Genomic DNA, 13,991 nt, shown 5'->3' with positions numbered 1-13,991 from the left:
GATGATTTTTTTGATTTGGGGAGCCGTGTTACTGGTATCTTTATATTCATTTGCTTTCGCAGTGACAATCTGGAAGGAAAAGAACAAGGCAGGAGCAATCGTGATCAGTGTCCTCTCAATCTCCATTCTCATCCTCCCTTACTTTACTTATATAAAATAAACATAACCAGGATTGGGAAATTCAATTTCTTGATCCTGGTTTATTATTTGAATTTTTAAAAGTTCATAACGTTGTGATAATATAAAAATAATACTATTAAATGGGGTGTAGGGATGAGCCTGGTTGGGTATAACTTCGGAGAAATTCTTAGGTCTTCAAGAGTTTTTAAAGGATTGACTGAAGCACAGTTGGCTGAAGGTATATGTTCTGAAGTGGATATCATTCAATTTGAAAAAGAAGAGAAATATCCAACAATCGATCAATTATTCAAAATGGCCTCAAAGCTTGACGTAGAGCTTAACCATTTTTTTGATATTGCTTCCACTGATACATACAATTACGCAATCGCTGTCACGGAATTAATTAAAAAGTATAAAAGAGAGCGGGATTATGCCGCTATTCATGAAATAGTTCAGAAGGAGCAGGATAATCCGCTGTTTAAACATACATCCTTCAAACAATTTTTAATATGGCACCAGGGGATATGCACCTATTACCTTGAAGGAGATCGACAGAAATCGATCAGCCTGCTTGGTCAAGCATTGAAAATGACCCATCAGGAACAGGCTGGAATGTCAGAGCGCGAGATTGAGATTTTGACCAGTATGGCCATCATCGAAAAAGACAGCGGCAACCTGGACAAGGCTGTCGAACTGTTTCAGAATGCCCTGAACGAGCTGACAGGTCTGCCTCAAGTCCTCGATTCAAGCATCTGGCTAAGAATCCTTTATGGTCTTGCACAGGCACTGTCAAAGCTTGAGAGATATGAAGAATCTCTCATTTACTGCAGCAAAGGAATCGATAATTGTATATATGAAGAAAATATGTATTTATTTGGAGAACTTTATTACCAAACAGGCATGAATTTTATAAAATTGGGTAAAGAAAACAAAGGCAAGGAATATCTGGAAAAGGCAATCATGATTTTCAAGCTTCAGAAGAATGAGAAGTTTGCCAGCTTAGTTATGGATGAAATGGGAAAATTACTGAAATATTATTGATTATTTATATGGACAATGGACCCAGGCAGAGGAGGTTTAAAATGAAGAAAAAAATAATCTTGCCCCTTATTGCAGCTTTTGTTGTTGGTATGTTCGGTTTGAATTCTGCTGAAAAGAACCTGGCCGATCTGCCATCCCAGCACTCGAAGAGCGGAACAATGATAGCCGACCTGCCGTCACAGCACTCGAAGAGCGGAACAATGATAGCCGATCTGCCGTCACAGCACTCGAAGAGCGGAACAATGATAGCCGACCTGCCGTCACAGCATTCGCAGAGCGGAACAATCTTAGCTGACTTGCCGTCACAGGATGATCAGAGTGAAGTATTAGTTTAAGGAGCTTTTTTGAGACAGCCTGGACCATTTTGGTCAGGTTGTTTTTTAATGGATCAACGCTGTTATTTTTCATTATTGATTTTTCTGGTAGTTCAGTCGATGATATCCATATGGCTGCTATCCATCATATTAAAGTTTTTGCTTGGCATGGCACCATTTGTTCCGTGGCAATCAATGTACATTTGTTTGACTTCTTCATCGGACAGGTCTGGGTGCATTTTTTCAATTAACGGCTTCATCTGGCCAAAATTAAAAGTGCCTTTACCGTCTATCCCTTTTCTGCAAAGGCAACAGTACTCGCTCCAAGTATAAATGCTGCACCTAAAATACTTAACGTCAGTTTTTTCATGACTTGGTCAGCTCCTTTCATTTATAGAGCTATTTTAACGGGACAGTTTGCAAAAACTTAGCAGAAGCAAAGACAAATTAATGGATTATTTAGCGGAGGCTTACAAATGCCATTATTAGAAACTTTATCAGGCCAGCCAGTCTGGCTTGCAATTTTAATCAGCCTTGCTGTCAGTATTACGATTGCAGTCCTGGGGGTCATTCCCAGTGCGTTTATAACCGCTGCTAATATCATTTATTTTGGTTTTGCCGGCGGGCTTGCTCTTTCAATCATCGGAGAGGCGGCAGGTGCAATCATCAGCTTTTTTCTGTACCGAAAAGGGGTCAAAAAAACTGGCGCAAAAAATCTCTAGCCGCAAATCGATCAAGGGATTGGAACGACTTAAGAACACTGCAGGCGCAGAGGCTTTTGTCCTCGTGATTTTATTGAGGCTTTTCCCATTCGCTCCCTCGGGTTTGGTGACGCTTGCTGCTTCTTACAGCAAAATGGGAGCACCGAGTTTCATGGTATCGAGTACGATTGGAAAAATCCCAGCCCTCTTCATTGAAGCGTATTCAGTCAATACACTGCTGGGCTGGAAAACGGAATATCAGCTTTCAATGGCTGTTTTTGCGATCGTTGCAGGTGTCTGCTACTATTATTGGACTAGGAAGAAAAAGAAAACGGAGGATTTAGAATGAGCTATAGAAACAAGCTGATGGCCGCAGCATTCGCTTTCATGGCGCTGATTTTGACAGGATGTGCGGACCAGGAGGAAACGCAGGATAAACAGGAAATGCAGGAAACGAAGGAAAAGCAGGATACGAAGGACACGAAGGACACGAAGGAACAAGGGGAAAACCAGCAGAGCATGGAAGAGGACATAACGAGCGATATCCCTGATGAAGAATTCATCAGAAAGGCGTCGGCGCAAAAAATAGAGCATGTTCATGGGATTGGATATCCAGGTAATGATGATGCCCTATATGTTGCCACCCACAATGGCTTAAAGATATACAGAAAGGGAGAATGGCTGGAAACTGCCGGGCAAAATCATGATTATATGGGTTTTCAGGCAACTGAAGAAGGCTTTTTTGCAAGTGGACATCCGGAAAAAGGCTCGAATTTAAAGGATCCGCTTGGCCTTGTAGAAAGTACGGATAAGGGCAGGACACTCGAGAAAATCGCTTTTTCCGGCGAAAGTGATTTCCACTTCCTTTCCGCTGGTTACAGCAACAGCAGCCTGTATTTAATCAATGAAGAGCCCAATTCAAAGCTGGAAAGGGGTGTCTATCTATCCAGAGATCAAGCCAGCAGCTGGGAGCCTGTTGAGCTGGGTGGCCTGGAGTCAACTACACTGGGAATGATGGCAGTTCATCCTGACAAAGGCGGTACCTTTGCAATGGCCACAAAGGAAGGTGTCTTCATCACGGACGACTATGGAAAAAATATGAAAAGAGCCGGTGAATATGAGCTGGTAACAGCAGCCGCTTTTTCAAAGGAATCACTATATATCTCTCCCGTTCATCAGCAAACAATCCAACTGTACAGGCTGGATGCCGAAAATACAGAGAAGGCGGAAAACCTCACAATTCCGCACCTTGATCATGATAACCCGATTACATATATAGCCGCAGACCCGCGCCAGGAGGGAAGAATCGCTTTCATGACCATCCTTAACGATCTTTACGAGTCTGAGGACGGCGGCAGGACATGGAAGAGATTACTGGTTAACGGGAGAATTGAGCATTAAGACAGCAGCCTTGAATCCTTAGCAGCCATTTCTGTTTTATCGTATATAACCAGACACCATCCTCCCAGGGGTACATATCCTGACTATTGGGAGGTGATGCAGATGGCAACTAGCAGAGCCATCGTGTATGTGGGTCAAATGGGTGCTGATACCTTTACACAAGCATTAGAAGGAGTTTTATATACACAAGACCAAATTGGATTCATGGCTGACAGGATTTTATGGACAGAAGGCCAAATTGGAGTTATGGCAGACAGGATCGTATATGTGATTGAGTTTTCACAGTTTAATACAATCAAGGCAATGTATATGGTAATGAACATGAGCTTTATGGGGATGGACAGCATGATGAACAATATGTTCAGATACACAATCAGTGTGAACCCTGTAAGTTACATTCCGTGGTTTAGCAGGAGCGGATACAGTTATCTTCCTTATCCAAATACCTATTTTGACAAAGAATAAGCAGGAAACAGCAGCCAAGGCAAAATGGTTGCTGTTTTTTTTTATTTTTTTTACAATATACGCATAGTTTTTACCGTAGGAGGTATATAAACTAGGGAGTATTTTTACAGTATGGATTCCGCGAATTCATAAATACTAAAGTGTAGGAAGGGGGATTACTATGTCAATTTCTGCGGATAAAGTACTGGACGCAAAAGGTCTTGCGTGCCCGATGCCGATTGTCAAGACGAAGAAAACCATGAATGAGCTGGAGCCAGGCCAGGTTATTGAAGTACAGGCCACGGATAAAGGTTCAACAACCGATTTAAAAGCATGGGCTGAAAGTACTGGCAATCAATACCTCGGTACGATCACTGAAGGAGATGTGCTTAAACATTATCTCCGCAAAGCCAGTGAAGATGAACTGAACAATGAATCGCCGCACCCGCATACAGCAACACTTGAAGAGGTGCTTGCAAAGCTGGAAGGCAATGAAAAAATAACGGTTCTTGATGTAAGGGAATCAGCTGAATACGCTTTTGGGCATATTCCAAATGCAAAATCAATTCCGCTTGGGGAACTGGAGCAGCGCTTTAATGAATTGGACCCTGAAGAGGATGTCTACATCATTTGCCGCTCTGGATCAAGAAGTGATATGGCAGCGAAGAAGCTGTCTGAAAAAGGATTCAAGAAACCAATTAATGTTGTTTCCGGAATGAAGGACTGGACAGGCCCTACGGAAACATCAGTTGAAAAATAAGGAGGAACCAAAAAATGAAAGTAGCTATCATCGCCTCTAACGGCGGAATGTTCGATGCATACAAAGTATTCAATATCGCGACTGCTGCAGCAGCAACAGACGCAGAAGTAGGAATTTTCTTCACATTTGAAGGACTTAACCTGATCCATAAAGAAGCGCACAAGCAGCTTCCTATGCCAGCAGGAACTGAGCACTTCCAGGAAGGCTTCGCAAGAGAAAACGTTCCTCCTGTAGAGCAGCTAGTTGAAATGGCTGCAGAAATGGGCGTCAAGATGATTGCCTGCCAGATGACAATGGACGTTATGTCTCTTCAAAAAGACCAGTTCGTAGATGGCATTGACGTTGGCGGAGCGGCTTCATTCCTTCACTTCGCAAGCGATGCGAACATTACGTTGACGTTCTAAAATCAAAGCATAACAGGAGGAATGAAATGGTACAGACAATCACAGCAAAAGAATTAGCTCGAAAAGTCATTAACCATGAAGACCTGTTTATCCTTGATACAAGAAATACAGATGACTTCGATGATTGGAAAATCGAAGGCCGTAATGTAAAAGTTCATAATACGCCGTATTTTGACCTGCTTGAAGGTGTGGATCCCGTAAAGGATGTTTTGCCGAAGGATCAGGAAATTTACGTCGTATGTGCAAAAGGTGGCTCGTCAGAATTCGTGGCCGAACAAATCGAAGAGGCCGGTTATACGAATGTTTACTCTATAGAGGGCGGCATGAAGGCCTGGAGTGAACATTTAGAGCCTATCAAGATCGGTGACATGAAAAATGGCGGATCGCTTTATCAATTCGTCCGTATCGGCAAAGGCTGTCTTTCCTACCTCGTTGAATCAAATGGCGAGGCTGCGATCATCGACACAAACCGGATGATTGAACAGTATGAGGAATTCATGTCAGGCAAGGACTTCAAGCTGGTAGCCCTGCTTGATACCCACCTCCATGCTGACCATATTTCCGGCGGTAAGAAGCTTGCTGATAAAGTGGGAGCAAAATATTACCTTCCGCCTAAAGATGCAGAAGAAGTGACATTCCAATATGAACCACTTCAGGATGGCGATAAGATCAAGGTTGGAAACACCGTGGTCCAGGCTTTGTACTCTCCTGGTCATACGATCGGAAGTACTTCGTTCATCATTGATGACCAATTTCTGCTGACGGGCGACATTCTGTTCATCGACTCAATCGGACGCCCTGACTTAGCCGGGCTGGCTCAGGACTGGGTAGGCGACTTGAGGAATACTTTATACCAGCGCTATAAAGAACTTGCGGATGAATTGCTTGTCCTGCCTGCCCACTATATGGGAATCAATGAGATGAATGATGACGGCAGCATTTCCGAAAAACTTGGCGTGCTGTACGCCGAAAACCACGGATTGCAAATCGACAGTGAAGATACGTTCAGGAAGACCGTAACCGAAAACCTTCCGCCTCAGCCTAACTCCTACCAGGAAATAAGGCAGATGAATATGGGTAAAATCAACCCGGACATCGAAGAACAGCGGGAAATGGAAATCGGTCCGAACCGTTGCGCAGTAAGATAAATCGATAAGTCAAAGCGTCTTATGTTTCCGTTAAGGAAATTGGCGCTGAAGCATATCGCAATAAAGGGGTACCTTAAGTCAAAAGGTGCCCCTTTTTGATACAAAGAATAGGGGTACAAAAACCAAAAGCCAAAGTTAACAAAGCTTATAAAATGAAGGCTTTTTCCATAAGCTTCATGCATAACAGGACGCTTATGGAAACAGCTTTAACAATGGAGGAGAGGATACTATGACCAAGTTGACGATTATCCAGCAAAACGACACACATGGGAGCCTGGAACTCCATCATGAACTATTCTGGAAAGAGAACCAGCCTGAACTTCGTAAAACAGGTGGTTTCCCGAGGATCGCCAGGTACATTAAAGACATAAAATCACAAACAGAAAATGTTCTATTCCTTGATGGAGGGGATCTGTTCCATGGAACACTTCCTTTGGTTGCTTCAAAAGGCGAAGCTATTTTGCCAGCTTTGAAAAAGATGGGGCTGGATGGCTGGGTTCCTGGAAACTGGGATTTTGCTTATGGAAAGGAGCAATTGGCTTCACTGGTAAAAGAGCTTCCATTCTCGACTATTGCATGCAACGTAAAAGAGGAGAATGACAATCAGTCATTCATAAAGCCATATATCATCAAAGAGCTCAAGGGCGTCAAGGTAGGGGTCATTGGACTTACCTATCCTTATGTTGACGAAACCATGCCTGCAAGCTTTTCAAAAGGCCTAGTATTTTCAAAAGGGGTGGAAGAGACCCGTCAATGTGTTGATGAATTAAAAGGTAACGTGGATCTGATTGTGCTGCTGAGCCATATGGGCCTCCCGCTTGATGTTGAACTGGCTGCGCTTGTTGATGGGATTGATATCCTCTTATCCGGCCACAGCCATGACAGGGTAGAGGAACCAATCACTGTCAATGATACGCTCGTCGTCCAGGCTGGTTCTAGTGCATCCTTTCTTGGAAAACTGGAGATCACCCTCGAAAGCGGAAAAATGGAGGACTATCGATACGAATTGGTGGCAATCGACGAAAGTTTCCCTGAGGACGAGGAAATGTCGGGAATCATTGCTGATTTATTAGAGCCATTCAGTAAGGAACGGGGAAATATCGTTGGCAGGACGGAGTCGATTTTACACAGGATGACATTGAACGAAGCACCGATGGATCAATTGATTACCGATGCCTATCTAAATGCGTACGATAGTGATTTGGCATTTTCACATGGCTGGAGGTATGGTACTCCTGTCCCTGCAGGGGATTTGACCGAGTATGACCTGCATACCATCATCCCGACGAATCCGGAAATGTTCACTCTGGAGATGACAGGAGAGCGGCTGATGAATGCCCTCGAGAAGAATTTGGAGATGGTGTTCTCAAGAGACCCATTCAAGCAAAAAGGCGGATATATTCTCAGGTCCTCTGGGTTATTCATGTCCTTCAAGCCATACAATCCGGAAGGGAACAGAATTCAGAAGCTTCTAGTTGGCGGGCAGGAGATTGATCTGAAAAAGAAATACAAAATCGCGGGGGCAGGCAAGCAGCTGTTCAAAGGCGCAGAGGCTGATAAAACCTACCATGGTGTACATGCAATAGATGCTATTAAGCAATTTTTAAAAGAAAAGGGAACATTCAAAGCTGATCAAGAACCGATGATCCTAAGCACATAGGATCCTTGGTTTAATAGACATTTCGAAGGCGGAGCAAAGCCAAAATGTCCAAGAAAGAGGGTTTAATGGACATTTCGAAGGCGAAGCATCACCAAAATGTCCAAGAAAGAGAATTTAATGGACATTTCGAAGGCGGAGGAGAGCCAAAATGTCCAAGAAAGAGGGTTTAATGGACATTTCGAAGGCAAAGCAGAGCCAAAATGTCCAAGAAAGAGGGTTTAATGGACATTTCGAAGGCGAAGCATCACCAAAATGTTCAAGAAAGTAGTTTTTATAGACATTTCGAGGGCGGAGCATCACCAAAATGTCCATTAAACAAGAAAAGTCGCGGGCATCTGCCGCGACTTTTCTTATTTTACCCCAGTAAGGTCCTTCATCATGTTCTCATCCATCGGTCCGACTATCTTCTTAATAATCACTCCGTTTTCATCAAGGATGTAGCTGGTTGGGATGGTAAATGCCTGGTATGTCGTTCCTGCATCTCCCTCTTCATCAAGTGGGATTGGGAAGGTCAGGCCAAATTCGTTGACGAACTCTTCAATTGCGTCTCTGCCTTTATCCATGCTTGTCAGGTTAACCGCAAGAATTTCCACTCCGTCATCTTTATGTTCTTCGTAAAAGTTTTGCATGTGAGGCATTTCTGCTCTGCATGGCGGGCACCAGGTCGCCCAGAAGTTCAAGATGACCTTTTGGCCACGGTAATCTGAAAGCTTTGCAGGCTGACCGTCGAGTGTAGTTAACTCAAAATCAGGTGCCTCGGCGCCTTCACGCAGCGAAGACAGCTTCGCGCCTGGAATATCTTCAGTTGTTTCTACTGATTCGCCTGATGGAGCAGTCGTATCTTTTTGGCTTTCTGTCGATCCCGGTTTCCAGATATTCACGACCAAAATGACAACAGCCAGTGCTAAAATCGCGAATGATAATAGATTTTTATTCAATGCTGAAATTCCTCCTTATTAAAACGCTGAAAAATGATTAAGTAAATTCCGAGTGCGAAAATCAACAGATTCTCCACTGCCAGTAAATTGGAATAAAGGCTAAGTATCAGTGCTTCTAGCATCAGGAACAATATAGCGTACTCAGCAGAAAGCTTTATGTTTTTTAAGTAAAACATAATGAACAACACCAATAAAATGGCCTGGATGGCAGCGGCAAAGAAATCCTGTGAAAAGGCAAATAATCCTGTCCAATACAGTAAAAAGAAAATAAAGTACCCAGGGAGATAGTCCTCAGCTTTGATGGTACTGTCTTTTTTCCTTGTTAGCCAAAATAAATATATTGCGATTCCTAGAAATGCTAGAATCTGGCCTTCTGTACCGCCATTAAAGTAGAGAAGGGAGAATGGGGTATCAATGAAAAGCTTGAAATTGAAGATTGCATAGCTGAGTTTATAAATCGCTATGTAAATGAAGAAGCTGTTCCAAAACCAATCATCGATACTCTTTTTTTCCTTGAGCCGGTAAATCATGGCTCCAATAAAAATGGCGGCAAACGCTGCAAGTAAATCTGCAGGCAGCGTGAACCTGCCTAATGTTATATAGTTCAAGCAACATCACCTTTTTTTGGCTGGTCTGGCGTGAAAGCAATCTGATATTGGATATCAATACTTCCAATGACAGATTGAATCATGCCGCAATTTTTCAGGACAAGTCCGGCAATTTTGTCAGCCTGGCTTGCCTTATCCTCTGTATCAGTCTGGACGGCCACATTGAATGTCAACTGTTCAATTCGGTTGGCCTCTTTGGCATTCCTGACTGCTGTCACTTCGACGTCAATTCTTTTATAGTCTATTCTCTTCTTGACTAGAATATTTGCCAGCACCGAGGTACTGCATCCAGTCAATGAGGATACGAACAGTTCCATAGGCCTGTAGCCCATCTCAGTATTCGGGGAAATTGGAAGGAATCCATATTCCAATTGTCCGATCAGCTTTTCATTATAGTAAGTAAATTCCATGGCAATCTCTCCTTCAATACGCAAACTAGATTTACAGACCAGTATGCTATCGTATTGTTAAGGTTTGATTAAGAAATGGAACGGGTTGGAATTCTTATCCAGAATGAGTGATGGTGCCCATCTGTATCGAGGCCTATTGTCCCATGATGGGCGTCAATAATGCTTTTGGCGATGGCCAGCCCGAGTCCTGCACCTTCCGCTTTTGTGCTGCGAGATTCTTCAAGCCTGTAAAATCGCTCAAAAATAAGTTCTTTTTTTTCTGGATCAATATAGGTTCCTTCATGGGTAAAAGTAACCCTGTAACCTTCAGCATCTTGCTGTCCCTTGATGGCAAGGTGACCGCCGGTATCATAATCAATGATATTCTGCAGCAGATTGGCCAGCACTTGTTTCAAACCGTCCTTATGGCCAAGAATTGAAGCATGATCGATCTGCTGGCTGAATGACCCAAACCTGTCCGACAGCTTCAGGTGGAAGGCGGCAAGGGATTCGGCCAACACCTGTTTCATGTTAATTTCTTCAAACTGTTTTTCAGGGAAATGGGACTCCTGACTCCAGGCATCCAACTCGGCAATCAGGTCGACGATCCTTGTGATCCGCCTGGATTCATCGAGAAGCGACCCGAAAAGCTCTTCGTCTCCCTTTAAAACACCATTGTGAAGGGCTTCCAGGTAGCCGTTGATATTCGTAAGCGGGGTCCTTAATTCGTGGGCGATATCCCTTAACATTTCTTCCCGCCTTGTTTGAACAACAGATAGTGTTTCTGTCATGGCGTTAAAGTTTGTTACGAGTTCACCGAGTTCTCCGCTTGCAGGAACATCAATTTTCGGCGGAATATTCCCTGTTTTAACCTGATTTGCCGCTGATGCCATTGCTTTTACAGGATTGACAATCCTTTTCACTGAAAAATAATGCAAAAGACCGGCAATGACAAATGCCACGACACTTACTTTGATCAGGAAGGAATTTAAAGTGTCAACAAGCTGCGCACCGGTCACTTGTTCATGGTTGACAAGGAAGCAGGCATAATCTTTTACCGATATCCCTGCCAGCATAATAACCAGCAGGATGACAACGCTGTTGATTGCCACAAGCTTAGATAGTAATAAATTCGCCATGCTTTTAATTCGCCGCAAATTTATACCCCATTCCTCTTACAGTCTGAATATAATCTCTCGGCGATTTTTCTTTTATTTTTTCACGGAGATTTTTTATATGGACGTCAATGGTCCGTTCAGTAACGGCTTTTTCGTTGTTTTCATAAATGGTATCGAGTATTTGCGTCCTTGAAAGGATTTGACCAGGGTGCTGCATGAACATATGAAGAAGCCTGAATTCAAAATTGGTCAAATCGAGCGGTTCGCCATCGACCAGTGCCTGCCCCTTAGCCGGTTTAATGGTTAGTCCTGTAAAAGTCAGCTTCCCGCATCGGCTTGCCGTCCTCCTTAGCACCGCTTCAATCCTGACCATCAACTCCGCTGGACTGAATGGTTTTACGACATAATCATCGGCGCCAAGTTTAAAGCCTTCGATCCTGCTCTTTTCAGAAGCTTTTGCGGTAAGCATGATGACAGGCATCATACTTTCCAGGTCATTCCGCAGCCAGCGGCAAATCTCCTCGCCGCTTTTGCCAGGGAGCATAAGGTCAAGGATGAGGATGCATGGATCATATTTTTCAATCATTTCCTGTGCAGTAATCCCATTGTCCGCTTCAAGGACCTCATAGCCTTCATTTGATAGATAGATCTTTACAAGCGTACGGATTTTAGGATCATCTTCGACAACCAGTACACTTTTTCCAACCAGTTCTTTCTTCACTGCATAGGTCACTCCTTAATACTGCCTTACATCAACTTTTTGAAAAGCATTACAGCTGGATGCTTAAACTCCGAATAAGCTGTAAGCAGACAGCCAGGCACTGATTTTCTGCATTTGCCCGGAAAGGACAAGGAAGCCCATTCCTACCATAATCATACCATTCACAAGTGCAAGCTTAGAAAGATATTTGTTGATTTTCTTGATTGCTTTTAATGAATAAGAAATGACAAAAGATATGATTAGGAAAGGAACTGCCATTCCAAGAGAATAAGAAGTCAGCAGGTACATTCCCTGGTATAGAGTATCGGAAGAGCTCGCCAAAAGCAGGATGGATGAGAGTGCAAGTCCGACACAAGGTGACCATCCGCTCGCAAACGCCATTCCTAGGAATACTGAGCTGAATGCACCTTTTGGTTTATTTTCAGATTGGACCTTTTTCTCCATCATCAGGAACTTGATATTCAGTAATCCAGCCATCTGAAGGCCGAAAATGATGATCAGCAATCCAGCAATTTGCATCACGATTGTCCGGTAATTTGCGAAAACCTGTCCAAGGAACGATGCAGACGCTCCCATGACAATGAAAATCAAACTAAAGCCTAAAATGAATCCGAATGAACGGGTAAAAAGTGTAGCACGATCCACAGCTACTTTAGATCCCTCAATCTTTCCGCCAGTCAAATGTGTTATGTAAGCGGGGAGTAGGGGGAATACACATGGTGAGAAGAATGATAAAATTCCAGCAGTAAAAGCAAAAAATAATCCAATTTCCGTCATTATATATTTCACTCCTTTTCTGTTATCTATATTGTGATGTCTTTGTTAAGGATTAATTAAGAGTATTTAAAAACATACCCCTGTTGGTATAGTATGTTTTTATTGTATAATTACTGTAGATAAGTTTCAAATTTATTCTCTTATTTTTGCCAGCAAGGTTTTCCTGCTTTTGATTGCTAGTATACTGCTTCAAGGAACAAAATAAAACCTAGGAGTTCTCCTAGGTTTTACTCAACAATATTTCTCTCACATCTTAAACCCTGTGTGGTATAATGCCAATTAATGATTTAAATTTCTTCTGATACCGAAATAAGTGAACAGGGAAACAGTGGTTAAAATGGCCAATGAAGCAATTTCGAATTTAACGTCGCGATATGTGACGGAATTATCCTTGGTAAAGTACATTAAGCCCAAGATAAAAACAGATAATACAATAACGGTAATGATGATATCTACTTTTTTCATTTTATTCCCTCCAATGCTATAGTATAAAGGGGTGCGATCATATTGAATCTGGAACATTTAAAGACTTTTATTGCTGCTGCGAAATATGAAAGCTTCTCCCAGGCAGGGAAGATGCTAAATCTTTCCCAACCAGCCGTCAGCCATCAAATCAGCCAGTTAGAGGCTTACTACAATAAACAGTTGTTCATTAGGGCCAATCGTAAAATCAAGTTATCAGAGGCTGGCAAAACATTGTATGAACATGGCCAGCAGTTGATTGCTTTGAATGAGAAACTGGAAAATATCCTTGCAGAAGGAGATTCAAGTCAAACAATCAAGATTGGCTGCAGCAATACGATCGGCGAATGCCTGATTTCGAAAATGGTTCAAGACTTCATTAAGTTGAATCCTGATATAACAAGCAATCAGATCCAGATCACCATCGGAACGTCTATTCACATTACAGATTTGCTGTATGCTTCTGATATTGACCTTGCGCTTGTCGAGGGACAGGCCGGCCGGTATGACTTCATTTCTCATGAGTTCTATGATGACCTGCTCGTTCTGGGTGTTTCTCCACAGCTTAGGGTAGACCCGGAAGCCCAGGACCCTGCCAAGCTCGAAGAAATGACCTGGCTGATCAGAGAGCCAGGCTGTGCGATGAGGCAGGCAACCCTTGATCTATGGTATAGGTTGAATATCAAACCGAAATCCGTCCTCGTGTATAATAGCAACACGCTCATCAAAGAAGGTGTGAAAAATGGACTTGGTGTGGCTGTCTTTTCCAAGCTGGCGATCTGCCACGAGGTCAAAACAAGACAGCTTATGGTCAGTTCTTTCAAAGACAGGGATCGTTTCCGCCCATTTTACCTGTTAAGGAAGGATAAACAGTTCAAATCAAATCTTCATGAGAGACTATGGGACTATATAAAAGAATTAGATGAAAATCCTAATGCTCCCTGTTAAGAAGCATTAGGATTTTTCTTTTGTGCAGCAACAGCGT

The 13,991-nt window shown here is 42.9% G+C and carries 20 protein-coding genes; 12 read left to right on the top strand and 8 right to left on the bottom strand.

What is annotated here, in order from left to right; translation table 11 throughout:
• Position 1 precedes the first annotated feature (1 nt).
• The 3 genes from FOF60_RS20350 to FOF60_RS20340 all read left to right on the top strand — a co-directional run bounded on the left by FOF60_RS20350 (position 2) and on the right by FOF60_RS20340 (position 1,496).
• Positions 2-160, top strand: a complete 159-nt coding sequence (locus FOF60_RS20350) for a hypothetical protein (protein ID WP_192472595.1) — start codon at positions 2-4, stop codon at positions 158-160.
• 113 nt (positions 161-273) lie between these two features.
• Positions 274-1,161 carry a helix-turn-helix domain-containing protein gene (locus tag FOF60_RS20345; RefSeq protein WP_192472594.1) on the top strand — a complete coding sequence of 296 codons (888 nt, stop codon included), beginning with the start codon at positions 274-276 and terminating at the stop codon, positions 1,159-1,161.
• Positions 1,162-1,202: 41 nt separating this feature from the next.
• Entirely contained in the window at positions 1,203-1,496 is a 294-nt protein-coding gene (locus FOF60_RS20340) for a hypothetical protein (RefSeq protein ID WP_192472593.1), read from the top strand.
• A gap of 92 nt (positions 1,497-1,588) precedes the next feature.
• Here FOF60_RS20340 and FOF60_RS20335 read toward each other — a convergent pair whose 3' ends face one another.
• Positions 1,589-1,735: a hypothetical protein gene (locus tag FOF60_RS20335; protein ID WP_225650307.1), complete on the bottom strand. Its 147-nt coding sequence runs from the start codon at positions 1,733-1,735 to the stop codon at positions 1,589-1,591.
• Between the two features lie 216 nt (positions 1,736-1,951).
• Between FOF60_RS20335 and FOF60_RS20330 the strand changes: the two genes are divergently transcribed.
• The 8 genes from FOF60_RS20330 (at position 1,952) to FOF60_RS20295 (ending at position 7,993) form a co-directional block, all read left to right on the top strand.
• Positions 1,952-2,197, top strand: a complete 246-nt coding sequence (locus FOF60_RS20330; protein WP_225650306.1) for a TVP38/TMEM64 family protein — start codon at positions 1,952-1,954, stop codon at positions 2,195-2,197.
• Positions 2,133-2,525: a VTT domain-containing protein gene (locus tag FOF60_RS20325; protein WP_264647600.1), complete on the top strand. Its 393-nt coding sequence runs from the start codon at positions 2,133-2,135 to the stop codon at positions 2,523-2,525. Before FOF60_RS20330 ends, FOF60_RS20325 begins: the two co-directional genes overlap by 65 nt.
• Entirely contained in the window at positions 2,522-3,577 is a 1,056-nt protein-coding gene (locus FOF60_RS20320; protein ID WP_192472592.1) for a F510_1955 family glycosylhydrolase, read from the top strand. The genes FOF60_RS20325 and FOF60_RS20320 overlap by 4 nt, the downstream gene beginning before the upstream one ends.
• Positions 3,578-3,679: 102 nt before the next feature.
• Entirely contained in the window at positions 3,680-4,042 is a 363-nt protein-coding gene (locus FOF60_RS20315) for a hypothetical protein (RefSeq protein WP_192472591.1), read from the top strand.
• A gap of 160 nt (positions 4,043-4,202) precedes the next feature.
• Positions 4,203-4,781, top strand: coding sequence for a sulfurtransferase TusA family protein (locus FOF60_RS20310; RefSeq protein ID WP_192472590.1), 579 nt, complete (start codon positions 4,203-4,205; stop codon positions 4,779-4,781).
• Between the two features lie 14 nt (positions 4,782-4,795).
• Positions 4,796-5,185: a DsrE/DsrF/DrsH-like family protein gene (locus tag FOF60_RS20305; RefSeq protein ID WP_192472589.1), complete on the top strand. Its 390-nt coding sequence runs from the start codon at positions 4,796-4,798 to the stop codon at positions 5,183-5,185.
• A 26-nt stretch (positions 5,186-5,211) separates the two neighbouring features.
• Positions 5,212-6,333, top strand: coding sequence for an MBL fold metallo-hydrolase (locus FOF60_RS20300; RefSeq protein WP_192472588.1), 1,122 nt, complete (start codon positions 5,212-5,214; stop codon positions 6,331-6,333).
• Positions 6,334-6,562: 229 nt separating this feature from the next.
• On the top strand, positions 6,563-7,993 hold the full coding sequence (locus tag FOF60_RS20295; RefSeq protein WP_192472587.1) for a bifunctional metallophosphatase/5'-nucleotidase: 1,431 nt from the start codon (positions 6,563-6,565) through the stop codon (positions 7,991-7,993).
• Positions 7,994-8,343: 350 nt separating this feature from the next.
• Here FOF60_RS20295 and FOF60_RS20290 read toward each other — a convergent pair whose 3' ends face one another.
• The 7 genes from FOF60_RS20290 to FOF60_RS20260 all read right to left on the bottom strand — a co-directional run bounded on the left by FOF60_RS20290 (position 8,344) and on the right by FOF60_RS20260 (position 13,009).
• The gene (locus FOF60_RS20290; protein ID WP_192472586.1) at positions 8,344-8,931 is read right to left on the bottom strand and encodes a redoxin domain-containing protein; all 588 of its coding nucleotides are present in this window, start codon (positions 8,929-8,931) and stop codon (positions 8,344-8,346) included.
• Positions 8,928-9,539 carry a hypothetical protein gene (locus tag FOF60_RS20285; RefSeq protein ID WP_192472585.1) on the bottom strand — a complete coding sequence of 204 codons (612 nt, stop codon included), beginning with the start codon at positions 9,537-9,539 and terminating at the stop codon, positions 8,928-8,930. The genes FOF60_RS20290 and FOF60_RS20285 overlap by 4 nt, the downstream gene beginning before the upstream one ends.
• Positions 9,536-9,949 carry an OsmC family protein gene (locus FOF60_RS20280; RefSeq protein ID WP_192472584.1) on the bottom strand — a complete coding sequence of 138 codons (414 nt, stop codon included), beginning with the start codon at positions 9,947-9,949 and terminating at the stop codon, positions 9,536-9,538. The genes FOF60_RS20285 and FOF60_RS20280 overlap by 4 nt, the downstream gene beginning before the upstream one ends.
• Positions 9,950-10,017: 68 nt before the next feature.
• Positions 10,018-11,085 carry a HAMP domain-containing sensor histidine kinase gene (locus tag FOF60_RS20275; RefSeq protein WP_225650302.1) on the bottom strand — a complete coding sequence of 356 codons (1,068 nt, stop codon included), beginning with the start codon at positions 11,083-11,085 and terminating at the stop codon, positions 10,018-10,020.
• Entirely contained in the window at positions 11,072-11,767 is a 696-nt protein-coding gene (locus FOF60_RS20270; protein WP_264647599.1) for a response regulator transcription factor, read from the bottom strand. The genes FOF60_RS20275 and FOF60_RS20270 overlap by 14 nt, the downstream gene beginning before the upstream one ends.
• Before the next feature lie 63 nt (positions 11,768-11,830).
• Complete coding sequence (locus FOF60_RS20265; RefSeq protein ID WP_192472583.1) at positions 11,831-12,544, bottom strand: cytochrome c biogenesis CcdA family protein; 714 nt, start codon at positions 12,542-12,544, stop codon at positions 11,831-11,833.
• 279 nt (positions 12,545-12,823) lie between these two features.
• Positions 12,824-13,009 carry a hypothetical protein gene (locus FOF60_RS20260; RefSeq protein WP_192472582.1) on the bottom strand — a complete coding sequence of 62 codons (186 nt, stop codon included), beginning with the start codon at positions 13,007-13,009 and terminating at the stop codon, positions 12,824-12,826.
• A 42-nt stretch (positions 13,010-13,051) separates the two neighbouring features.
• On the opposite strand from FOF60_RS20260, the gene FOF60_RS20255 reads away from it, so the two are divergent.
• Positions 13,052-13,954, top strand: a complete 903-nt coding sequence (locus FOF60_RS20255) for a LysR family transcriptional regulator (protein WP_192472581.1) — start codon at positions 13,052-13,054, stop codon at positions 13,952-13,954.
• Positions 13,955-13,991 lie beyond the last annotated feature (37 nt).

The organism is Mesobacillus jeotgali, from assembly GCF_014856545.2.
Classification (GTDB): domain Bacteria; phylum Bacillota; class Bacilli; order Bacillales; family Cytobacillaceae; genus Mesobacillus.
The sequence above is the reverse complement of the archived record's forward strand: the minus strand, read 5'-3'. Positions and strand labels throughout refer to the sequence as shown.